We start from the raw sequence: 21819 nt of genomic DNA, 5'->3' as shown, positions 1-21819 counted from the left end.
AGCGTCGGACTACTGGAGGCCGGCCGCGGTGCAGGCGGCGGCGTAGTCCGGCGTGCAGATCTGGGCGACGGTGTAGAGGCCGTCCTGGACCACGGTGGTCTTGATGTTGTCCTTGTTCACGACGATCGGCGTGATCAGGTTGGCCAGCGTCTTGTTGTTGCTGCCGTTGATCGCCGTCGTCGGCACGACGGTGGGGTTGAGGGTCGCACCGCTGGCGAGGCTGACGGCCATCTCGGCCGCGGCGTCGGCCTCCGGCTTGAAGGGCTTGTAGATCGTCATGGTCTGGGTGTTGATCAGGATGCGCTGGATGGCGTCGAGCTGGGCGTCCTGACCGGTGAGCGGGACGTTGATCCCGGCCGCCTTCTGTGCGGTGGCGACGCCGGCGGCCATACCGTCGTTGGCGGAGTAGATGCCGACGACGTTGTTCGCACCGATCGCGGTGATGCCCGCGGCGGCCTCCTGGTTGGCGGTGTTCGGATCCCACTGGGGAGTGTCGTACTCCTTGCCGATCTTCAGCTTGCCGTCGATGGCGCTGTGTGCGCCGGCCTTGAAGTCGGCCGCGTTCGGGTCGGTGGGCGAGCCGTTGATCATGATGATCTGTCCGGCGTCGGCCTTGTCGCCCACCGCTGCCACCAGGGCCTGGCCCTGCAACTGGCCGACCTTGTGGTTGTCGAAGGACACGTACGTGTCGACCGGGCCCTGGGCCAGGCGGTCGTAGGAGACCACCTTGACACCCGCGTCGTGGGCCTTCTGGACGGAGGACTGGATCGACTTGGAGTCCACCGGGTCCAGGATGAGGACCTGGTCGCCCTTGGTCAGGGCGGTGTCGACCTGGGTCTGCTGGGTGGTCGCGTCCTGGTTGGCGTTGTAGTAGTCGATCTGCGCGTTCGGCGCCAGCTCCTTGATCTTCTTCTCGATCAGCGGGCGGTCGAACTGCTCGTACCGGGTGGTCTTGGTCTCCGGCAGCAGCAGGCCGATCTTGACCGCCCCGACCGCGCTTCCGCTCGCGCTGCCCGAGGACGTGCTGCCGGTCGACTGCTTGGCGCTGCCGCAGGAAGCCAGGCCGACTCCGACGGAAACCACTGCGGCCACCGCGACGGCGCGGCGAAGAGCGTTGCTCATGAGGATGCCTCTCCGGTTGAGTCCACCCCCGCATACGAGTCTGTGAACTCCGGGCCGTCCCCACGATTCGGACTGCGCCGAACGGGTAGGGCGGGCACCCCGGACGGCCCTGCCGGAGGGGTCCGCCGACGGTGGGCCCTCCGGTCAGAGGAGCGTCTGCCGCCAGTCCCACGCGGTGACCGTGGCCCTGCCCGGGTCCAGGGCGGCGCCGCGGCGGCGGGCCACGGAGGCGGGGTCGAGGGCCCGTTTCAGGGCCTCATGTAGGGCTTCCCGTTCGCACCGCGCGTGGACCGCGCAGATCTGCCGGCCGTTCCCGGTGCCGGCGGCCACCGGGATCTCGACGATCCAGAGCGGAGCGGTCCGCCCGGCCCGGTTCGGACGGGTGGTGGGGGAAGTGCGGCCGGACGTACCGGGCACTTCGGAGACAACAGCGTCCACGGATGGCACCGCCTCTTCGGGGGCTCCTTCCGCCCTCGGTGAGGGTGCCCGGGAGGAGGCCGTCTCTTGTTCCGGTGCGTCGCACCGGACTCAGGCGGCGCGGCCCCCTTCTGCACCGGAGGTCCCGCCATCTAAACCGGCCCGGGCGCCGGCGTCAATGGTCTAGGCCTTTACGGCGGGTCGGTGCACGTCAGCCCCCGGCGTGTCGTGTGTCCCGGGCGTGTCGGGTGCGCCCGGCCGGTCGCCCGCGGCGCCGTGGCCGCGGACGAAGTACGGGGACCTGCGCACCCACCGGGCCCAGGCCGCGGCCGGCAGCCCGGACCCGACCATCAGCGCGGGCACCAGCAGCTGGAACCAGCCGTTGCCGGCGTTGAGCTCGAAGTGGTCGGCCGAGCTGTAGAAGGTCCAGGCGAGGTAGCCGCCGACGGCGAGCAGCACGGCCGCGCCGAGCAGCGGTGCCACCACCGCCCGCAGGCCCTCCCACGGGGAGGTGCGCAGCAGGTGGCGGAAGCGCACGGCGGCCGCGACGGCGGTCAGCGCGTAGGAGAAGGAGGCCATGATGCCGCTGGCGTTCACCGCGGCGGAGATCAGGTCGCTCACGGTCGGGACGGTCAGCGAGGCCAGGGCGAGGGCGGTGGCGAGGGCGCTGATCAGGACCGTGCCGGCGGCGGGTGTGGCGAACCGGGGGTGGAGCCTGGTCCACACCGGGCCGAGGGTGCCGTCGCGGCCCATGGCGAACATGCCGCGGGCGGTCGGGATGACCGAGGCCTGGAGCGAAGCGGCGGCGGAGAGGGTGAGCGCGACCAGCGGCAGTGCCGCGAGCGGCTGGCCGGCGAGCTTGGCGCCGAAGTAGCTGAGGCCCTGGGCGCCGTTACCGGCGAGTTCGTCCAGCGGCAGGACGCGCTGGAAGGAGGTGCCGGCGAGGAGGAGCAGCAGCATGATCACCGTGAGGGCGATGAACCCGCCCCGGGAGGCGTCGCGCGGGTCACGGACCTCCTCGCCGATCGAGAACACCGACTCGAAGCCCCAGTAGCAGAACACCGCCAGCACCATGCCCTGGGCCAGGGCGGAGAGCGAGGGGATGGCGAACGGGTTGTACCAGTCGAGCGAGAAGGGCTGGTCGCCGGCGACCAGGCCGTAGCCGCAGAAGGCCAGCAGCACCGCGTACTCGAAGACCAGCAGGTACTTCTGCAGCCGGGCGGCGAGGTCGAGGCCGCGGACCGCGACGACGGTGGCGGCGGCCAGCACCGTCAGGCCGATCAGGGTGGTCTGCAGGGTGGAGTCCGGGTCGAGGGTGAGGCCCGCGAGGCGGTGCAGTCCGGCCTGGCCGGCCAGTTGGAGGACGGCCGAGCCGGTGACCGCCGTGGTGTAGGCCATGAAGAGGAGTGTGCCGACGATGCTCACCCAGCCCGACAGGAAGCCCAGCCAGGGGTTGAGGGTACGGCCGACCCAGCTGTAGCTGTTGCCGGCGTTGGGCTCGACCCGGCTGAGCCGACCGTAGCCGCCGGCGATCGCGAGCACCGGCAGGAACGCCAGCAGCGTCAGCGCCGGCAGGTGCAGGCCGACCACGCCCGCCGTCAGCCCCAGGCCGATGCCGATGCTGGTGGTGGCCGCCGTGGTCGAGGCGGCGATGACCACGCCGTCCTGGATGCCGACCGACTTGCGCATGGTCGCGTGGGGGTGTGCGACCTGGGTGCTCCGGGCGTGGCCCCGGTCCCGGACCGATGGTGCCAAGGGTGTACCGCCTCGCGTGTGGGGGGAGCCGGCCGGAGATGGGGGGCGGCCGGTGGCTGGAAATGAAACCGTCCGCGCGCTTCACACGTCAATGCCGTTGTCATAAGCTCCGCGGCATGAGCGAACGAGTGGTCCCGGAGGCGCAGCGGCGGCGCAGACGGCCGACCCGCCAGGGCACGGTGCTGTCTGCGCAGGTAATCGTGGAGACGGCGCTGAAGCTGATCGGGCAGCACGGCGCGGACGCCCTCACCGTGCGCAGGCTCGGCGCGGCCCTCGGCGCCGACCCCAGCTCGCTGTACCGGTACTTCCGCAGCACCGACGACCTGCTGCTGGCCATCGCCGACGAACTGATCGGACGCGCCCAGCAGGGCCGGCGGGCCACCGGCGACTGGCGGGCCGACCTGCGGGACATCGGGCTGCGCATCCACGCCGCGTACCAGGCGCACCCCCAGGCGGCGATGCTGGCGGCCCACCGGACGACAGGCCGGGAGAACGAGACCCGGGCGGTCGAGGCGATCCTCGGGGTGCTGCGGACGGCCGGGTTCCCGGACGGTGAGGCGGTACGGATCTACCACGCCTTCGTCGACCAGGCGCTCGCCTTCGCCGCCCTGGACGCGGCCGCACTGGCCCTCCCGTCGGCGGCGCAGGCGGCCGACCTGGCGGTCTGGCGGGCGAACTACGCGACGCTGCCCGCCGCCACCCACCCGAACATCGCCGCGACGGCCCGCCTGCTCGCGGCCGACATGCGGCGCAGCGGGTACCCGTTCGCGCTGGAGCTGCTGCTGGACGCCGCCGCCGCCCGGCTGGAGCCGTCGGCCAGGTGAGGCCGGGCCGGTCGCGGTCGGCGGCGGACGGAGCGGGCCCGGCCGGGCGGGCGGCCGGGCCCCGAGGCCGGTGGGCACGATCAGAGCGGAGCGATGCGCTGCCACGGCCGGACGGCTTCCAGGGCCGCCGCCGCGCGGAAGACCGTCACGTCGTCGTACGTCCGCCCGACCAGCTGGACACCGGTCGGCACCCCGGTCGAGGCGACCCCGGAGGGCACGCTCAGCACCGGGCAGCGGCCGGCGATGTTGAACACCGTGGTCAGCGCGGAGTCCATATAGTGCTCCAGCTCCTGGCCCCCGACCGACACCTTGGTCACGGTGTAGTCGTCGTCGGCGAGCAGGGCCGGAGTGCCGGTGGTCGGACAGAGCAGCAGGTCGTAGCGGTCGAGCAGTTCGCCGAGCACCGCCTGGATCCGGGCCTCGGTCTCCAGGCCGGCCAGGAACGTCCCCGGCTCCCGGCAGGCCTCGCCCACCTCCTCGGCGAAGGCCAGCGCGTACGGGGTGAGCAGCGCGCCGTGCTCGGCCGCGACCGAGGAGACGTAGGCGCCGAAGACCGCCCCGAAGTGGATCATCGCGGCCTCCCGCACCTCGGCCCGGGAGAGTTTGACGTCCACCTCCTCCACCACCGCGCCCGCCGCGCGCAGCGCCTGTGCCACGGCGCGGGTGTTGGCCTCGACCTCGGGGTCGACGGGCCAGTCGCCGAGGTCGACGGAGAGGGCGATCCGCAGGCCCGTGACGCCCTCGAACCGCTCGGGCAGCACCAGCTTGGGCCGCAGCGAGACGCCGTCCAGCGGGTGCGGTCCGGCGATGACGTTCTGCAGCAGCGCGCAGTCGGCGACGGTGCGGGCCATCGGGCCGTCGTGGCAGTAGGTGTCGAGGTTGAACGGCGCCATCGCGGGCACCCGGCCGTACGGGGGCTTGAAGCCGACCGTGCCGGTGCACGAGGCCGGGAGCCGGATGGAGCCGCCGATGTCCGAGCCGGTGGCGAGCGTGGTCTCGCCGGCCGCGAGGGCGGCGGCCGAACCGCCGGAGGAGCCGCCGGGGGAGTAGGCGAGGTTCCACGGGTTGCGGGTGACGCCCCAGAGCCGGGACTGGGTGAACGCCGCGCAGCTGAACTCCGGCGTGGTGGTGCGGGCGTGCACGATCCCGCCGGCATCGATGATCCGCTCGACGACCGGGTGGGTGCGGTCGGCGATCTCGTGCTCGAACGCCAGCGAGCCGTCGGTGGCGCGGCGCCCGGCGATCGGCTGCTCCTCCTTGGTGGCGACGGCCAGGCCCTCCAGCGGGCGCGGCGGCTCGCCCCGTCCCGCGTACCGCGCCTCGGCGCTGCGGGCGGCGACGAGCGCCTGTTCGAAGGTGCGCTCGGCGAGCGCGTTGACCCGGGGCTCGACCGCCTCGGCGCGCTCGATGACGGCGGTCATCAGCTCGACCGGCGACAGCGAGCGGTCCCGGAAGCGGCGCAGCGCCTCGGTGGCGGGCAGGTGGGCGAGTTCGGTGGAGTCGGTCATCTGACGCTCTCTCGTTCGGACGGGTGGTTCAGGGCGCGCCGGCCCTCGGCGATGCGGGCCGGGGCCCAGCCGGGGCGCGGGACCGAGTCGAGCAGGAGCCGGGTGTAGGCGTGCTGCGGGTTGCCGAGCACGTCGGCGGTCGGGCCGGACTCGACCACCCGGCCGTCCCGGAGCACCACGACCCGGTCGGTGGTGTGCCGGACGACCGCGAGGTCGTGGCTGACGAAGAGGAAGCCGATGCCGGCCTCCCGGCGGATGCCGGCCAGCAGGTCGAGGATCTGGGCCTGGATGGAGACGTCGAGTGCGGCGACCGCCTCGTCCAGGATCAGTACCCGTGGTTCGGCGGCCAACGCCCGTGCGATGGCGACCCGTTGGCGCTGCCCGCCGGAGAGTGCGCGCGGCAGTGCGGCGGCCTCGCGGGCGCCGAGCCCGACCTGGTCGAGGAGTTCGGCGACCCGCGCGCGCCGTGCGGGCGCGTCCGCTGCGGCGTGCAGCCGCAGCACCTCGTCGACGCAGGCGCCGACGGTGATCCGCGGGTCGAGCGAGAGGTACGGGTCCTGGAAGACCATCTGGATCTCCCGGGCGCGGGCCAGCCGTTCGGTGCGGCCGCGGGCGCGGGCCGAGCGGTCGCGCCCGTCCAGATGGACGGTGCCGCCGTCGGGCTGCTCCAGGCCGACCAGCATCCGGGCGGTGGTGGTCTTGCCGCAGCCGGATTCGCCGACGATGCCGAGCGAGCCGCCCGGCGGCAGGGTGAAGGAGACCCCGTCGACGGCCAGGTGATCGCCGAACCGTTTCCGCAGCCCGTTCACGACCAGGCCGGGGGATGAGCTCACGACAGGATCCCTTCGTCGGCGCGCAGGCACGCGACGAGGCCGTCGTCGTGCGGTTCCAGGGCGGGCCGAGCGGCCGTGCAGCGTTCCTCGGCGAAGCCGCAGCGCGGGGCGAAGGCGCAGCCCGGCGGGGACTCGGCGAGCGAGACCGGCCGGCCGGGGACGGGGCGCGGCGGCGCGGCGTCGGGCCCGAGGCGCGGCGTGCAGGCGAGCAGGCCCGCGGTGTACGGGTGGCGGGGGCGGTCGAAGAGGGCCCGGGCGGACCGGGTCTCCACGATCCGCCCCGCGTACATGACGTAGACGCGGTCGCAGATCGCCGAGGCCAGCTCCAGGTCATGGGTGACGAAGAGCATCCCGGTGCCGCGCTCGGCCTGCAGGCGGGTGAGGATCGCGATGACCTCGGCCTGGGTGGTGACGTCGAGCGCGGTGGTCGGCTCGTCGGCGAGCAGCAGGGCCGGTTCGCCGGCCAGGGCCGCCGCGATGACGACGCGTTGCAGCATGCCGCCGGAGAACTGGTGCGGGTAGCGTCGCAGGGCGCCGCGCGGATCGCGGATGCCGACCGCCTCCAGCAGCTCCTGGGCCCGGTCGGCGGCCCGGTCGGCGGGTGTGCCGGCCGCCCGCAGCCCCTCGGTGAGGAAGTCGCCCACCCGCCGCAGCGGGTTGACGCAGGCGCGAGGGTCCTGGAAGACCATCGCGACCTGACGGGCCCGGAGTTCGCGCAGGCCCGCCCGGTCCAGGGTCAGCACGTCGCGGCCGCCGACCCGGACCTGCCCGTCGGTGCGGGCGTGTTCGGGCAGCAGGCCGAGGACGCTGCGGCAGGCGACCGACTTCCCGGAGCCGGACTCGCCCACCAGCGCGACCGTCTCGCCGGCCGCGACGTGCAGGGAGACACCGTCCAGGATCGGGCGGGCGGCCCGCCCGTCCGGCAGCCGTACGCGGAGGTTCTCGATCTCCAACAGGGGCGTGGTCATGGCTCTCACCGATCCCGCTTCGCGACCCGGTCGGCGATGCCCTCGCCGACGATTCCGAACGCCACGACGGCGATCACGATGCACGCGGACGGCGCCAGCGCGGGCAGCATCGCTCCCTGCTGGACGGCCGACTGGCCCTCGTTGATCATCGCGCCCCAGTCGGCGCTCGGCGGTTGCACGCCGAAGCCGAGGAAGGAGAGCGCCGCCAGGTCCATCAGCGCGTACCCGAAGTTGATCGCGGACTGGGCGAGCACCGTCGGGGCGATATTGGGCAACAGGTGCCGCAGGCAGATGGTCCGGCCCGACCAGCCCTGGACCAGGTAGGACTCGATGTACGGCCGGCTCTTCTCCTGCCGGGCGATCCCGCGCACCAGCCGCCCCACGTACGGGGTGTAGGCGACCGCCATGGCGATGACCGGTGCGGTCATGCCCGGGCCGGTGACCGCGACGAACATGATCGCCAGCAGGAGCCCGGGGAACGAGAACACCACGTCCAACGCGCGCGACAGCAGGGCGTCCGCCCAGCCGCCCCGCCAGCCGGCCACCACGCCGAGCAGGATGCCCAGCAGCGTCGAGACCCCGACCACCAGCAGCGGCCCGAGCAGACCGGTGCGTGCGCCGTACAGCAGCCGGGAGAGGACGTCGCGGCCGGACTGGTCGGTGCCGAGCAGGTGGTCGGCGCTGCTGCCGGCGAGGCCGGACTGCAGGTCGATCAGGTCCGGCTCGTACGGGGCGAGCAGCGGCGCGAGGGCCGCGGCCAGGACCAGTACGGCCAGCACCACGACGGCCGCGGTGAACAGCGGGCCCTGCCCGAAGGCCCGGAGGCGGCGCAGGCCGGGGCGGCGGCCCGGCCCGGCCAGGGTGGCGGTGGTCATGAGGCACCTCGGCGGGTGAGGGAGAGCCGGGGGTCGACGAGCGGCGCGAGGAGGTCCACGGCCAGGTTGACCACGACGAAGCCGGTCACGGTGAGCAGGGTGAGCGCCTGGACGACCGGGAAGTCCTTGACCGTCACCGACTGCACCAGCAGCGAGCCGATGCCGGGGACGTTGAAGGCGGTCTCCACGATCGAGGTGGAGACCAGCAGGCCGGCCAGCATGGTGCCGCCGACGGTGACGATCGGGCCGAGCGCGTTGCGCAGCACGTGCCGGCGTACCACCGTGCGCTCCGGGACGCCGCGCGAGCGGGCGGCCTCGACGTGCTCGCGGCCGAGTTCGTCGAGCATCGCCGAACGGGTCACCCGGGCCAGCAGGCCGGCCAGGGTCACCGCCAGCGCGGCGGCGGGCAGCGTCAGGTGGTAGAGCCGGCCCGCGAGGCCGGTGCCCTGGGAGCCGGGGCCGGGGAACCAGCCGAGCTGCACCGAGAAGAGCGAGACCAGCGCGATCGCGCTGACGAACGGCGGGGTCGCGGTGGTGACGCCGGTGCCGAGCAGCACGGCCCGGTCGAACCAGCCGCCGCGCAGCGCGGCGAGGACGCCGGCCGGCACGCCGACCGCGCAGATCAGCGCGGCGGCGTACCCGATCAGCAGGGCGGTGCCGGGCAGCCGCGAGGAGATCAGCGGGCCGACGTCCTGGCGGAACTGCACGGAGCGGCCGAAGTCCCCGTGCAGGACGCCGCCGAGCCACTTCAGGTACTGGGTGAGGAACGGGTCGTCCAGGTGGTACTGCGCGGTGATCGCGGCCCGGGCCTCGGGCGTCGCCGGATGGCCCTTGAGCAGGAAGGCCACTGGGTCCCCGGGGGCGAGGTGCACGGCGCTGAAGACCACGAAGGAGGTCGCCAGCAGCACACCCGCCAGGCCGAGGAGCCGGCCGAGAAGGTGGCGGGTCATCGCTTCGCGGCGCCGATCGTGGCCGCCCACGGGTAGTACAGCTGGGCGATGCCGGTCGGCGCGCCGGTGATCCGCTTGTTCAGGAACACCGAGTACGGCTGCTCGTACAGCGGGATGCCGGGGAGTTCGCGCACGGCGATCTGCTGGAGCTTCGCGGTCAGGTCGGCGCGGGTGACCGGGTCGGTGGAGGCGATCGCCTGGTCGAAGAGCGCGTCGTACTCGGCGTTCGACCAGCTGCCGTAGTTGCCGAAGTCGCCGGTGTGCAGCGACTGGTAGAACTCCAGCGGGTCGGGGGTGCTGTCGTAGCCGTTGGTGACCACCAGGTCGATGCCCTCCCGCGCGGCCGGGTCGGTGAACAGCGCGGTGTACGCGTCGGGCGCGACCGGCCTCAGCTCGACGTCCAGACCGATCTGCTTGCCGGCCGCCTGCACGGCGTTGGCGACCACGCCGATCTCGGGGGCGAGCGTGCTGGTGGCCACGACGACCTTCCTGCCGCCGGCGCCGGCCTCCTGGACCAGCTTCTTGGCCCCCGCCAGGTCGTAGACCGGCTCGGGCAGGGCCGCGAAGTAGTCGGCGGTGCGCTCCGGCGCGACGCCCCAGGCGGCCTGCGCGGCCGGGGCCTTGGCCGGGGTGCCGACCCCGCCGACCGCGGCCTTGATGATGCCGGGCCGGTCCAGCGCCTTGGAGAGCGCCTGACGGACCTTCGGGTCGCCGAGCGTGCCCTTGAGGTCGAGGACGGCGAGCTCGGTGGCGGCGGTGTTCGGGCCGAAGTGCACCGTGCCCTGCGGGGACGCCTTGAGCTGCGCGAGCGAGGCGGACGGCACCATGTACCCGCCGTCGACCGATCCGGAGAGGAAGGCGTTGGCGCGGGCGGCAGGGTCCTGGATGAAGACGAATCTGACGCTGTCCGACTTGGGGGCGAGCGAGGTGTCCCAGTAGCCGGGGTACTTCTTCAGGGTGAGGCTGTCGCCCTGCGCCCACTTGTCGACGGCGTACGGGCCGGTGCAGTTCACCCCGCCCTTCGGAGTGCCGTAGTCCTTGCCGGCCTTGGCGAGGAAGGCGGCGCTCTCGACCGTGCCGGGGGAGGCCGCCAGCAGCTCGTTCAGCAGCACGTCGGGCTTGGTGAGCCTGATCGTCACCCCAGCGGGCCGGACTTCTCGATCGAGGCGACGTTCTTGAAGGCGGTGCCCCAGGCCGAGCCGGTGTCCGGGTCGAGGTGGCGCTGCAGGGAGGCCACCACGTCGTCCGCCGTCATGGTCGAGCCGTCGTGGAACTTCACGCCCGCGCGCAGGGTGTACACCCAGGTCAGCGGGTCGGGGTGGGCGAAGCCGGCGGCCAGGGCCGGCACGGTCTTCATGTCCGGGGTGACCCGGAACAGCTGCTCGCAGACGTTGGCCAGCACGGTGTTCGGGGGGTAGTCGTAGGCCAGCGCGTAGTCGAGGGTCTGCGGTTCGGCGTACAGCGACCACGTGAAGGACGGGATCGGGCCCTGGGCGGCGGGGGTGTCCGGGGTGACCTGGTAGGCGGCGCCGCTCGCGGAGTCGGTGCCGCTCTTGGTGGCGCCGGAGCAGCCGGTGGCCGCCCAGGCGACCAGGACGGCGGTGGCGAGCAGGCTGGCGGATCTGGGCATGCGCAAGGAGACCCACCCCTTTCAGGGGGTTGTGGGGGCGCTGGGAGTTGGTGGCGAGTATTGATGCGGGAACGTTCCCGCACAAGGGTTTGCGGGAACGATTTTCCACAGGTCACGGGAGGGTGACGCGGAGCCCTCGGGGCTGGCAGCATCAGCACATGACCGATAACCCCCGCCCCGGCGGCCCGGCGGCCGTGCCCCGCGTCCGCCTCGTCGACGTCGCCCGCGAGGCCGGGCTCTCCAAGACGACGGTCTCGGCCGCGCTCAACGGCACCGGCCGGATGTCGGACGCCGTGCGCGAGCGCGCCCGTGAGGCCGCCCGCCGGCTCGGCTACCGGCCGAACGCCACCGCGCGCCTCCTCCGCGCCGGGCACGCCCGGCTGATCGGCTGCGCGGTCGGGGAGTTCGCCACCGAGCCGTGGGCCTGCCTCGACTCGCCGTACTACGCGCAGCTGACCGGTGCCACCGCGCGGGAGGCGCTGCGGCACGGCTACGCGCTGGTGATGCTGCCCACCGGCTCGGCCCCGGAGGCCTGGGCCGACCTGCCGCTGGAGGCCGCGATCGTCGCCGACCCGGTGGCCGGCGACCCGCTGGTGGAGGACTTCATCGCGGCCCGCATCCCGGTGTTCACCGACCGCTCGGTCGAGGGCCGCCCCGGCGCGCACTGGGTGGACATCGACACCGAGGCCGCCGTGACAGAGGTGCTGGACCACCTGCGAGCCGAAGGCGCGCGGCGGGTGGCGGCCGTCGTGCCGGACACCGCGATCCGCTTCCACATCGAAATGCTGAACGCCTACCGCGGCTGGTGCGCCCGGCACGGGGCCGAGCCGCAGGTGGTGCTCTCCACCGCGCCCGGCAGCGGCCCGGCGATCGCGGCGGTGGAGCAGGCGCTGAGCGGCGCCGAGCCGCCGGACGCGCTCCTGGTCGCCAGCGAGGCGAGCCCGCCGCTGGTCCTCGACGCGGCCCGGCGGCACGGCCGTTCGGTGCCCGGCGATCTGCTGCTGGTCTGCGTCAGCGAGGACGCCTCGGCCGAATACGCCGACCCGCCGGTGACCACCCTCAGCCTCCAGCCGGAGCGGGTCGCGGTGGCCGGGATCGAGCTGCTGGTGGCCGCGTTGGAGAGCGGCAGCCAGGAGCCGACGGGCACGCTGGTGGAGACCAGGCTGGAGATCCGGGCCTCCTCCCGGCGCTCCCGGCCGTAGAAGCCGGGGCGGCGCGGGCGGCGAGGGGGCGGCGGAGGCCTCTGGACGAGGGACCTCCCGCAAAAAGGACTCTTCCGCAGGGGAAGCCGAAGGGCGGCCGGCTCGTTGGGCAGGGTGTGGCAGACGAGGCGGATGGTGGTGCCCGGCGGGCGCCGATGGTGTGGGCGTTCGCGGTGCGCGAGTCGGCGGGCGCCCTGGTCGCCGAGGCGATCGTGGAGGTCGGTGCGCGGCTGCACGGCGAGCTGGTGGTGGACGCCGTGGACAGCGGGTTCGTCCTCGCGGCGGGCGAGCCGCCGCAGACCACCGGGGTGGTGGAGGTGGGCGGGCAGCGGTTCGAGCGGCTGGTGCTGGTGGGCGGCCGGCAGGTCTGGGAGCCGGCCGCCGGGGTGGCGGTCTCGCCCGGCTGGCTGGCGGCCGCGGAGAGGCGCGGTGGCGTGGTGGTGATCGTGGTCCCGCCCGGTACGTGGCCGGCGGGCCTGATGAGCCTGGAGCCGCAGGAGCGGGTGGCGGCGTTCACCCGGAGCCTGGACGAGGCGCGGGTGGCGGGCCTGCTGCTGCACGGGACGGTGGGTATCGAGAGCCGGTGAACGGCCGCTGCCCGCGGACAGGTTCACCCGGCCGGGTCAGCGGTGCGGGGGCCGCCGTGACCCGGGCCAGGCCGCGCGGGCGGGCGGCCCGACCGGGCGCCCGCCCGCCGGAGCAGGGGAGCATGCCGGGCGCCGGGGCCGGCACGGTCGTAGCGTCGGGGGCATGACTGCCGACGAGACGACGATGGTGGCGGTGGGAGTGCGTTCCGTGGCGGAGGTGTTCGCCGCCCTGGAGACGGCCAACAACCGCCGCCAGCCGTGGACGCGTTACGAGCACGGCGTGCTGGGCGCCTACCGCTGGGCGGTGGGCACCCAGGTGGGCGCCCCGGTGACCGCGTCGGCGGCCGTCGGTGCCGTCGGGCCGTGCCGGGCGCAGCTGCTGGCGGAGTTCCAGGCCGCCGCCGTCCAGATCCGCGCCGGCGCCGGGCGCGGTGTGGACGCCGACTACGCCCTGGGCGCCTACGGGGCACTGGCCTGGCTCTGCGGCCACCACGAGGAGCGCCCGTAGCCCCTGGCACTCGCCGAGGGGGGCGCGCCCGGGATGGCCGGCTCCGGCGACCGGAGAGCAGCCGAGGCCGCCCCGGAGTCCCGGGGCGGCCTCGGCCGGTCCGACGAGGTGTCAGTTGACCGTGTAGCTGTACGGGATCGCCGCCAGAACCGAACCCGTGGTGCCGAGCTGGTTGTTGGCGGTGGCCACCCCGGTCGGGCCGGAGACCAGGTACAGCACGCCGTGGACGGTGCCACCCTTCGGGCCGGTCGGGGTGAGCGTGACCTGCAGCGTGCCCGTGGCGCCGGGCTGGACGGCCACCGGGGCGGCGGCCGGGGCGGTGGCGCTGACCGCGGCGGCGAACGGGTCACCGGTGTTGGAGGCCACCGCCGGGTCGAACGCCTGGGTGTGCGCGGTGGCGGTGATGGTGGCCGTACCGGCCGGGGCACCGGCGGTGCCGAACGGGCCGATCTGCTGGACGTAGGTGCTCCACCTGCCCGGGACGATCGGCTGCGCGGGGCTTCCGGCGTCCCGCGCGACCGAGACGGTCGAGCCGTTCTGGGCCTTCTTCAGGTCGCCGAACAGGTCGGGCGATCCGGCGGCGCCGCTGATCTCCAGGTGGGCCGGCACCGAGGAGGCCGACACCGCGGTCAGCGCGTCGGTGCCCGGCGGGACCAGGAACGACGGGGTGGACGACTCGACGGTCAGCGGCAGGCCGACCGTCGCCGAGGTGCCCTGCGGCACCAGCGGAAGGTCGACCCGGCCGTCGAGCCGGGCGTCCGTCGCGACGTTCTGGGTGGCGACGGTGTTGTTGGTGTAGTTCACGCTCACCGTCACCGGCTTGCCCGCCGCCAGCTTCGTGCGGGGGTCGTTCGGCAGGCCGGCCGCGGTGGCCCGGTCGAGGTCGAGGCCGATCGTCCCGGTGAACTGCTGGCTGAGCTCCGCGCCGCTGACCGGGCCGAGCACGTTCAGGACGAACCGCCAGCGGCCCGCGGCAGGGTTGACCGTGGTGGCCGAGACACCGGCGGTGGTGCCGGTGAGCTTGCCGCTCGCGTCGAGGAGCGCGTTGCCCTCGATGTCGACCGGTGTGCCATTCGGGCTGATCAGGGCGCCCTGCATGAGCAGCTTCGGGTCCTTGGCGACCGTCACGCCGACCCGCAGGTCGTGCCGGCCCTTCGGGACGTCGAAGGCGTAGGCGAAGCTCTGCGTGGGCGAGCTGCCGCGGCCGTTGCCGCCGGTGAGGGTGCCCGTGAAGCTGCCGGTGCCCTGGCTGACCGGGACCAGGCTGCGCAGGACCACCGGCACGCTGGTGGTGCGGCCGTCGGAGGTGGCGATGGTGACCGACTCGCTGGCGTCGCCGCCGCTCGCCGGGGTGGTGACCTGGACGTGAAGGGTCTTGCTGGCGCCCGGCGCCAGCTCGACCACCTGCGGGCTCACGGCGCCGGCCGGCACCGCGCGCTGGGTGGCGGTGTCCAGCAGGACCGGGCCGGTGTAGCCGTTCTGGCCGGCCGGGGTGTAGAGGATCGCCGTCCAGTCACCCGCCACCGGGTGCGGGACGTCCACCAGGCCGAAGTCGGCCGGGGTCGCACCACCCTGCGGACGGGTGTTGGTCTCGAACCGGCCGGAAGGGTCGAGCAGGGTCATCCGGACCACCGGGCCGTTGCCGACCGGGCTGGCCGCGCCCTGCCAGGCGATCGACGCCGCCAGGCGGTCGGCGCCGGCCGGAACGCTGAACGTGACCTGCTGCTGGACCCAGGTGGCGCCGTTGGTGGCGTACTTGAAGGTCTGGTCGGAGGAGGAGTTCAGCTGGACGGTCCGCCGGTCGTCGGAGAGCGGGGCGAAGGTGCGGGTGGCACCGCTCACCGTCTGCGGGGTGGAACCGGTGTTGGTGACCGTCACGTCGGCGGTGTGGGTCGAGGCAGGGGCGCCAGTGATGTCGACCTGGCCGGTGGTGACGACGACGGTGTTGCCGTCCTTCGCGCCCGGGCCGTTCTGGTAGCCCCGGGCGGCCTCGACCGCCGCGCGGACGTTCAGCAGGCCCGCGCCCTGCTCCTCGGCCGGCAGCCCCAGGTCCTGGGCGGTGCCGGTGAGGAACTTCTTCACCAGCGCGGGAGCGGGGGACGCCCCCTTGTGGGTGTCGCGGTACGCCTGGATGACCAGGGCCGCGGCTCCGGTGACCATCGGCGCGGACTGGCTGGTCCCGCCGAACGGCTGGATCGGGGAGCCGGTGCCGCTGAAGCCGCTGCAGTCGGTGTACTTGGCGGTGTCGGGCGAGCACAGCGCCCAGTCCGACTCACCCGGGGCGACCAGGTCGACCGTCCGGCCGGCCTGGGTGAAACCGCCCGAGGAGAGCGCGGAGATCCGGCTGTTGTCCCAGGTGCCGTTGGAGAACCGGGCCGCCGCGTAACCGGTCTGCTGGTAGTTCTGGTTGTCGGTGGAGGCACCGACCGCGATCACGTTCGGGTCGGTGGACGGAGTGCCGATGGTGCCGCTGATCCCGGCGTCGCCGGTGGACACGGCGATGGTCACGCCGGCCCTGACGGCTTGGTCGTTGAAGAGCGAGATGGTGTCGTGCGCACCGCTGTCGGGGGTGACGTTGCCGCCGAAGGACTCGTTCAGCACGTCGACGTGGTGGGTGACCGCGTAGTCGATGGCCTGCAGGATCGCGGAGTTCGGCAGGATCTCGCCGCCGGCCTTCAGGGCGACCAGCGAGGCGTCGGGGGCGATGCCCCGGACCCGGATGTTGCAACCGGCCGGCAGCGGGAGCGCGGGGTTGACGAACTTCGAGACGTCGTAGACCTGGCGGCCCTGCGCGATCACCGCCGAGGCGTCACCGAAGGCCTCCGCACCACCGGTCGGTGCGTCGGTGCCCTCGCCCGAGAAGTCCTGGTAGTCGACGACGGCGTGCGAGCCGTCGGCCCGGATGAAGTCCGGGTTCTCCGGGTCGAGCCCGTCCGCGATGTACGCGACCTTCACGCCCTTGCCGGTGGCCAGGTCGGCGGCTCCGGGCGAACCGGCGGTGCCGACCGTGAGGGTGGAGTACAGGGCCTCCGGCTCCAGCAGCGGCTTGGCCGGGTCGGACGGGCAGACGGTGTTGGTCGCGTTCTCCTCGCCGCCCTTCCCGCCCGCGGCTGCTGCGGGGGCGGCGGCCGTCGCCTTCGGCGCCTGGCCTCCGGGGGCGGCCGCGGGGGTGTCCGTCCGGTCCTTGCCCGTGCCCTTGCCGGCGGTCGGCGGGGCGACGGCGACCTGCTCGTCCGTCACCACCGAGGCGACCGCCGGGTCGGCCTGCAGCGCCGCCCGCAGAGCCGGGCTGACCGTGGCGGAGAACGCGTTTCCGACCACGAAGCTCTTGATGTTGGTGCCGCCGCCGGCCCTGACCCGATCCAGCAGTGGTGCCTGGGCGGACGTCGCCTTCTGTTTCCGTGCGCCCAGGTGCCCGGCGTCAGCCGGGGCCTCGGCGATCTGGTCCCTGAGAATCACGATCACCGGTACCGGAGCTCCGTCCACGGAGCCCGCCGAGGCCGCCGAAGCCGCCTGGGCGTTCGCGGAGTCGGGGACGGGCGCGCCGTTCGCGCTGGTCCCGAAGGTCAGGACCAGGGACGCGGCGGTGACTGTGACGGCAGCTGCCAGCTGGGATTTCCGCCAGCCGATCATGGACATCCTTTCGTCTGATGAGACGTCAGGTTGCTTGGCCCAGGCGCGCGGATCCGGGTCGGACGCGCGATGCCTCCGGGCCGCACGTCCCGACAACGCTCGAATTCCAGCGCATCGAACACCAAGGCAACAAGGGGAGTAATGCCATCGGAGAGTAAAGAAAGGAGAAGGAAATCCGGCTATTTGCAGACCTTTTCGTCACTCCCGAGTCGGGAGGATCGCCGGGTCGCGCCCACGGCGGACGTGGTGAACCCCGGACGGTGGCGAGCACGCGCCACCTGGGCCGCCGTCAAGTGGGGATCTCTCCCCGTTTCCTGGTACGGTCGGACCGTCAAGCGGGGAACAGTCCCCGTTTTCTCGCCGGGAGGGACCCGCCGTGACCGCTCCAACGCTTCAGGACCTCGCCCCCGCAGGCCTCGACGTCACCACCGACCCGTACCCCGTCTACGCCGCACTCCGCGCCGAGGGGCCCGTCCACCGCGTCCTGGTGCCGGAGTCCGGGGAGGTGTGGCTGATCGTCGCCCGCGACGAGGCCCGGGCCGCCCTCACCGACCCCCGCCTGCGCAACGACATCCGCCACTCCTCCTCCTGGAACGACGACGGCGGCCACGCCATCGGCCTCAACATGCTCCAGACCGACGCGCCCCAGCACACCCGGCTGCGCACACTCGTCGCCCGCGACTTCACCCCCGGCCGGATCCAGGCGCTGCGCCCCCGCATCCAGGAGATCGCGGACGGCCTGCTCGACGCGCTGCCGCCCGCCGGCCGCGCCGACCTCGTCGCCTCGTACGCCCTGCCGCTGCCGATGACCGTCATCTGCGAACTGCTCGGCGTACCGGCGGCCGACCACGGCGACTTCCACGCCTGGTCGGCCGAGATCGTCGCGCCCAGCTCCGCCGAGGCCGCCGGTGCGGCGGTCGCCGGCATGACCCACTACCTGGGCAACCTCATCGAGGACCGGTGCTCCACCCCCGGCCGGGACCTGCTGAGCGCGCTGGTCGCCGCACCGTCCGTCGGCGACGGGCCCGGGGGCGACCGCGTGCCCCCGCTGTCAGCCGATGAACTCCTCGGCATGGCCTTCCTGTTGCTCGTCGCGGGGCACGAGACGACCGTCAATCTCATCTCCCGCGCCACCCTCGCCCTCCTCACCCACCCCGACCAACTCGCCGCCCTGCGCGCCGATCCCGGCCTGGTCGACGCCGCGATCGAGGAAACCCTGCGCTACGACGGGCCGGTCGGCGCCGCCGCCTTCCGTCACGCGGCCGAACCCGTGGAGATCGGCGGCACCACCATCCCCGCCGGCGACAGCGTCCTCGTCTCACTCGCCGCCGCCTCCCGCGACCCGCACCACTTCCCCGACCCCGACCGCTTCGACATCCGCCGCGAACCGCGCGGCCACCTCGCCTTCGGCCACGGCATCCACCACTGCCTCGGCGCCCCGCTCGCCCGGACCGAGGCCGCCATCGCCCTGCGCTCCCTCCTCGGACGCTTCCCCCACCTCGCCCTCGACGCCGAGCCCGCCGACCTCCGCTGGCGGGCGAGCACACTCCTGCGCGGCGTGCGGAGCCTTCCGGTGCGCCTCCGGGCATGAGGCCTGACGCCAGGCCACCTGGCCGGTGGGCCGGTGGGCCGGTGCTAGCTTTCCGCAGTCGGTCCGGGCCCGCCCTGGTGTTCGGAGGGGGTGGGCGCGGGTGACGGGGTGTGTGGCAGGAGTGCGGCTGCGGTGAGTCCGACGAGTCCGATTGCCGCCAGGGTGATCATGGCCGCGGCGTAGGCGTGGCTGGTGAGACCGGCGACGAGGATGGTGCCGGCGATGGCGGTGCCGAGGGAGGAGCCGAGGTTCGAGATGCTGCGGGACAGGCCCGAGATCTCACCCTGTCGCTTCTCGGTGAAGCTCGACTGGACGATGTTGACCGAGGGAGTCAGCATCACGCCGAGGCCGAGCCCGATCAGGAGCAGTCCGGGGGCGAAGGCCCAGGCGCTGGGGGAGCCGCCGACCACGAGGATCAGGACGACGATGCCGGCGATCGTGACGGCGAATCCGGTCAGGATGAGGGTGCGTTGGGCGTGCCGCTTGGCGAGGCGTTCGGCGGCGAGGGAGGAGGCGAGGATGCCGAGGGTGGCGGCGGTGAAGATCACGCCGGTCTGGATCGCGTCGTAGCCGCGGACGACCTGGAGGTAGGAGGCGACGGTGAAGGAGACGCCCATCAGGAGCAGCCACTGGGTGTTCTGGGTGACGAGCCCGAGGTTGGAGACGCGGCTGCGGAACAGGCTGGTCGACAGCAGCGGCTCCTTGCCGGCCCGTTCCCTGGCGCGGACCCAGAGGAAGAAGGCGGTCAGGAAGAGCGCGCCGAGGGCGAGGAGGGCGAGCATCAGCCAGAGGTTGTCGTCGGCGGCCAAGATGCCGGTGACGACGAGGACGAGTCCGACGGCGGAAAGCACAGTGCCGACGGTGTCGAACGGGCGGGTCGGGTCCGGTGGCAGGGGGTCCTCGATGCGGCGGCTGAGGACGATGATCACGACGATGACCAGGGCCTGGAACACGAACGCGGCGCGCCAGCTGAGCGCCGAGGTGATGAGTCCGCCGATCAGTGGGCCGGCCGCGGCGCCGATGCCTCCGAGCGCCATGATCGTCCCGAATGCGCGGGCACGCGAGGTCGTCTCGGTGAAGAGCAGCGTGGTGAGGATGTACACGGGCGGGATGAGCAGGGCGGTGCCGACGCCTTCGAGGATCGAGTTGCCGAGGATGAGGACGCCCAGGCCCGGCGCGGCGGCACTGAGCAGCGCGCCGACGCCGTACACGAAAAGGCCGGTGAGCAGGCACCGCTTGCGGCCGTAGCGGTCGGTCAGTTTGCCGCCGGGGATCATCAGGGCGGCCATCACCAGCAGGAAGATGGTGATCGCGACCTGCACGCCCTGGACGGTGGTGTCGAGGTCCTCACTGATGTCGTTGATCATCACGTTCATGTTCGAGCCGGCGAAGCTGCAGATGAACTGGGCCAGGGCGAGCGGGGCGATGACCCGCCGCAGGGCGGCGGCTGTACGTGAGGCCGGAGCGGCGTCACTCACCGGTGCCGCCGCGTTCTGCCCGGTCGAGTTGCTCGGCGAGGGCGAACGCCGCGGCGACCAGCGTCAGGCGACATGTTGGGGAGTCGAACCGCGGCGCGCACCACCAGTCGACCGTTCCGTCGCAGGACACCAGCGCGGTGGTCTGGTGGTCGCCGATGATTCCGTGATCGGCGATCGCCGGGTAGGCGTTCATAGAGAGCTCCTTCGCTCGATCGGGTCGCCCTCGGCGTCGTGCGCCCGGACGAGCCGCACCGGAGTGCCGCCTTCAAGGCACTCCCGCACGGCGGATCGCCCGGGCCGCACTCCGCGACAGAAGGGACCGCCGCTGCCGCCATCGACCCGCCGGGCACGAGGCCGCCGGCACGGGGCCGCTGGCACGGGGCCGCCGGCATGGGGTCGTGGCGTCCGGGGTCGTGGCGTCCGGGGTCAGGTCAGGATCTTGGCCTTGGCCTTGGCGAACTCCTCGTCTGTGATCTGGCCGGAGCTGCGCAGCTCGGCGAGTTTGGCCAGTTGCTCGGCGGTGGTGGCCTGGTCGGGGGCTGCGGTCTCGCGCACGTAGGCGCGGAACTGTTCCTGGCTCTTCTGCGCCTTGTTGAGTTCGCGCTCGCCCATGCCACGTCCGCGGGCGATGAGGTAGACGAAGACGCCGAGGAAGGGCAGCAGGACGAGGAACACCGCCCAGCCGGCCTTGGCCCAGCCGCTCAGCGAGTCGTCGTGGAAGAGGTCGATGAGGATCCGGAAGAGCAGCATGAACCAGAGGATCCACAGGAAGACCCAGCAGATGGTCCAGAAAACGTTGAGCAGTGGGTAGTCGGCCGCGAGGTTCATGGCGCTGATCTCCTGTCCCGGAACAGCCTGGGCCGGCCCGAGTCGTTGGCGGGGTTTGAGGTCGTGGTCGAGGTCGGCGTTGGAGCGGGTGGCGGGGCGCCGGTCGGCGGGCCGGACAGGCCCGGGAACGACGCCACCTCGTTGCCCGCCACGCCCGTGGCCGGGAAGCCCTGACGGATCGCCCGGGCCGGCACCCCCGGAAGGCCGGCCGGGCAGCTGCTCAGGCCCCGCACCGGATCCAGGCGGTCGTGGGCCCGGTCCGTCGTGTCGGCTGCCGGGAGCCCATCGGTGAGGCTCGACGAGCCGATCGTGGCGGCCACCACATCGGGCGTCGGCACCGAGGGCGGCACGAGCGTGCTCATGCCCTCATGCTGCGCGCGGCACCCGGTTCGCGCATCCGGTCGGAGGTGGAGGAGGTTCCGGCTGCGGCCGGCGATGTCCGAAGGCCCTGGTGCGGCTACGGCGTGGCCGTACCCGGCGGCCATCCGGCGGACGGGCCCCGGGGCGGCGGGTCCGCCTCGCCGGGTCGGCCCCGACCGCGCCGCTTATGTTTGCCGGATGAACAGCCCAGCCGTCCCGCCCCGGGAAGGGGACCTCGGCGGACCGCCCGCGGTGGAGCGCACGGACTACGCGGGCGCGGTCTACGGCTCCCTGCTCGCCGCCTCGGTGGTGGCGACGGCGGGCGCCGTCGCCGAGTACCCGCGTCTCCAGCTCGCCGTCCTGCTGATCGTCACCGGCCTCGTGTTCTGGGGCACCCACGTGTACGCGCGGCTTGCCGGCGAGCGGCTGGTCGGACAACCGATCACCTGGCGGGAGGCCCGGCATGTCGCGCGGCACGAGTCGTCCATCGTGGAGGCGGCGCTGCTCCCCGCGGCAGCGGTCCTGATCAGCCCGGTCCTGGGGCTGGACCTCGTCGGGACGGCGTGGCTGGCACTGAGCGTTGCCGTGACCCAGCAGGTCGCCTGGGCGGTCGTCGGAGCGGTGCGGGCCGGTGCGAGCCGCGGTCAGGTGGTGGTCGAGGGGCTGGCCAACCTGGCCCTCGGCCTGGTCATCGTCACCGCCAAGGCGGTCCTCGCGCACTGACCCCGTTCGCCGGAGGCGGACCCTCGT

At 73.3% G+C, this 21819-nt stretch carries 21 protein-coding genes and 1 pseudogene; 6 read left to right on the top strand and 16 right to left on the bottom strand.

The window, feature by feature from the left end:
• Nucleotides 1-9: 9 nt before the first annotated feature.
• From ACZ6NC_RS05765 to ACZ6NC_RS05755, 3 genes are all read right to left on the bottom strand, one after another.
• The gene (locus tag ACZ6NC_RS05765; protein ID WP_465729356.1) at nucleotides 10-1122 is read right to left on the bottom strand and encodes a sugar ABC transporter substrate-binding protein; all 1113 of its coding nucleotides are present in this window, start codon (nucleotides 1120-1122) and stop codon (nucleotides 10-12) included.
• 144 nt (nucleotides 1123-1266) lie between these two features.
• Nucleotides 1267-1560 carry a hypothetical protein gene (locus ACZ6NC_RS05760; RefSeq protein ID WP_465729354.1) on the bottom strand — a complete coding sequence of 98 codons (294 nt, stop codon included), beginning with the start codon at nucleotides 1558-1560 and terminating at the stop codon, nucleotides 1267-1269.
• A 162-nt stretch (nucleotides 1561-1722) separates the two neighbouring features.
• Entirely contained in the window at nucleotides 1723-3228 is a 1506-nt protein-coding gene (locus tag ACZ6NC_RS05755; RefSeq protein WP_465729409.1) for an APC family permease, read from the bottom strand.
• 182 nt (nucleotides 3229-3410) lie between these two features.
• On the opposite strand from ACZ6NC_RS05755, the gene ACZ6NC_RS05750 reads away from it, so the two are divergent.
• On the top strand, nucleotides 3411-4118 hold the full coding sequence (locus ACZ6NC_RS05750; protein ID WP_465729352.1) for a TetR/AcrR family transcriptional regulator: 708 nt from the start codon (nucleotides 3411-3413) through the stop codon (nucleotides 4116-4118).
• Between the two features lie 80 nt (nucleotides 4119-4198).
• Here the strand turns inward: ACZ6NC_RS05750 and ACZ6NC_RS05745 are convergent, their stop codons facing one another.
• The 8 genes and pseudogenes from ACZ6NC_RS05745 to ACZ6NC_RS05710 all read right to left on the bottom strand — a co-directional run bounded on the left by ACZ6NC_RS05745 (nucleotide 4199) and on the right by ACZ6NC_RS05710 (nucleotide 10882).
• Nucleotides 4199-5626: an amidase gene (locus tag ACZ6NC_RS05745; RefSeq protein ID WP_465729350.1), complete on the bottom strand. Its 1428-nt coding sequence runs from the start codon at nucleotides 5624-5626 to the stop codon at nucleotides 4199-4201.
• A complete protein-coding gene (locus tag ACZ6NC_RS05740) occupies nucleotides 5623-6459 on the bottom strand; it encodes an ABC transporter ATP-binding protein (protein ID WP_465729348.1) in 837 nt (278 codons plus the stop codon). Before ACZ6NC_RS05740 ends, ACZ6NC_RS05745 begins: the two co-directional genes overlap by 4 nt.
• A complete protein-coding gene (locus tag ACZ6NC_RS05735) occupies nucleotides 6456-6749 on the bottom strand; it encodes an oligopeptide/dipeptide ABC transporter ATP-binding protein (RefSeq protein ID WP_465729407.1) in 294 nt (97 codons plus the stop codon). Before ACZ6NC_RS05735 ends, ACZ6NC_RS05740 begins: the two co-directional genes overlap by 4 nt.
• Nucleotides 6750-6872: 123 nt before the next feature.
• Nucleotides 6873-7427 (bottom strand): annotated as a pseudogene (locus tag ACZ6NC_RS05730) (ATP-binding cassette domain-containing protein); the annotation flags it as partial.
• Between the two features lie 5 nt (nucleotides 7428-7432).
• On the bottom strand, nucleotides 7433-8302 hold the full coding sequence (locus ACZ6NC_RS05725; protein ID WP_465729346.1) for an ABC transporter permease: 870 nt from the start codon (nucleotides 8300-8302) through the stop codon (nucleotides 7433-7435).
• Complete coding sequence (locus ACZ6NC_RS05720) at nucleotides 8299-9252, bottom strand: ABC transporter permease (RefSeq protein WP_465729344.1); 954 nt, start codon at nucleotides 9250-9252, stop codon at nucleotides 8299-8301. The genes ACZ6NC_RS05725 and ACZ6NC_RS05720 overlap by 4 nt, the downstream gene beginning before the upstream one ends.
• The gene (locus tag ACZ6NC_RS05715) at nucleotides 9249-10391 is read right to left on the bottom strand and encodes an ABC transporter substrate-binding protein (protein WP_465729342.1); all 1143 of its coding nucleotides are present in this window, start codon (nucleotides 10389-10391) and stop codon (nucleotides 9249-9251) included. The genes ACZ6NC_RS05720 and ACZ6NC_RS05715 overlap by 4 nt, the downstream gene beginning before the upstream one ends.
• The gene (locus tag ACZ6NC_RS05710; RefSeq protein ID WP_465729340.1) at nucleotides 10388-10882 is read right to left on the bottom strand and encodes an ABC transporter substrate-binding protein; all 495 of its coding nucleotides are present in this window, start codon (nucleotides 10880-10882) and stop codon (nucleotides 10388-10390) included. Before ACZ6NC_RS05710 ends, ACZ6NC_RS05715 begins: the two co-directional genes overlap by 4 nt.
• Before the next feature lie 158 nt (nucleotides 10883-11040).
• Between ACZ6NC_RS05710 and ACZ6NC_RS05705 the strand changes: the two genes are divergently transcribed.
• The 3 genes from ACZ6NC_RS05705 (at nucleotide 11041) to ACZ6NC_RS05695 (ending at nucleotide 13179) form a co-directional block, all read left to right on the top strand.
• The gene (locus ACZ6NC_RS05705; RefSeq protein WP_465729338.1) at nucleotides 11041-12084 is read left to right on the top strand and encodes a LacI family DNA-binding transcriptional regulator; all 1044 of its coding nucleotides are present in this window, start codon (nucleotides 11041-11043) and stop codon (nucleotides 12082-12084) included.
• A 116-nt stretch (nucleotides 12085-12200) separates the two neighbouring features.
• Nucleotides 12201-12671, top strand: a complete 471-nt coding sequence (locus ACZ6NC_RS05700) for a hypothetical protein (protein ID WP_465729337.1) — start codon at nucleotides 12201-12203, stop codon at nucleotides 12669-12671.
• Nucleotides 12672-12834: 163 nt separating this feature from the next.
• Entirely contained in the window at nucleotides 12835-13179 is a 345-nt protein-coding gene (locus ACZ6NC_RS05695) for a hypothetical protein (protein ID WP_465729335.1), read from the top strand.
• Between the two features lie 111 nt (nucleotides 13180-13290).
• Here the strand turns inward: ACZ6NC_RS05695 and ACZ6NC_RS05690 are convergent, their stop codons facing one another.
• The gene (locus tag ACZ6NC_RS05690; protein WP_465729333.1) at nucleotides 13291-16812 is read right to left on the bottom strand and encodes a S8 family serine peptidase; all 3522 of its coding nucleotides are present in this window, start codon (nucleotides 16810-16812) and stop codon (nucleotides 13291-13293) included.
• Between the two features lie 376 nt (nucleotides 16813-17188).
• Between ACZ6NC_RS05690 and ACZ6NC_RS05685 the strand changes: the two genes are divergently transcribed.
• Nucleotides 17189-18403, top strand: coding sequence for a cytochrome P450 family protein (locus ACZ6NC_RS05685; RefSeq protein WP_465729331.1), 1215 nt, complete (start codon nucleotides 17189-17191; stop codon nucleotides 18401-18403).
• Between the two features lie 44 nt (nucleotides 18404-18447).
• Here ACZ6NC_RS05685 and ACZ6NC_RS05680 read toward each other — a convergent pair whose 3' ends face one another.
• From ACZ6NC_RS05680 to ACZ6NC_RS05665, 4 genes are all read right to left on the bottom strand, one after another.
• A complete protein-coding gene (locus ACZ6NC_RS05680; protein WP_465729329.1) occupies nucleotides 18448-19881 on the bottom strand; it encodes an MFS transporter in 1434 nt (477 codons plus the stop codon).
• Entirely contained in the window at nucleotides 19874-20074 is a 201-nt protein-coding gene (locus ACZ6NC_RS05675) for a hypothetical protein (protein WP_465729415.1), read from the bottom strand. The genes ACZ6NC_RS05680 and ACZ6NC_RS05675 overlap by 8 nt, the downstream gene beginning before the upstream one ends.
• Before the next feature lie 233 nt (nucleotides 20075-20307).
• Nucleotides 20308-20709: an SHOCT domain-containing protein gene (locus ACZ6NC_RS05670; RefSeq protein ID WP_465729327.1), complete on the bottom strand. Its 402-nt coding sequence runs from the start codon at nucleotides 20707-20709 to the stop codon at nucleotides 20308-20310.
• On the bottom strand, nucleotides 20706-21071 hold the full coding sequence (locus ACZ6NC_RS05665; RefSeq protein WP_465729325.1) for a hypothetical protein: 366 nt from the start codon (nucleotides 21069-21071) through the stop codon (nucleotides 20706-20708). Before ACZ6NC_RS05665 ends, ACZ6NC_RS05670 begins: the two co-directional genes overlap by 4 nt.
• 196 nt (nucleotides 21072-21267) lie before the next feature.
• On the opposite strand from ACZ6NC_RS05665, the gene ACZ6NC_RS05660 reads away from it, so the two are divergent.
• Nucleotides 21268-21792, top strand: a complete 525-nt coding sequence (locus ACZ6NC_RS05660; RefSeq protein ID WP_465729323.1) for a hypothetical protein — start codon at nucleotides 21268-21270, stop codon at nucleotides 21790-21792.
• The last annotated feature ends 27 nt before the right edge of the window (nucleotides 21793-21819 follow it).

The organism is Kitasatospora sp. NPDC041988 (assembly GCF_055588525.1).
The sequence above is the reverse complement of the archived record's forward strand: the minus strand, read 5'-3'. Positions and strand labels throughout refer to the sequence as shown.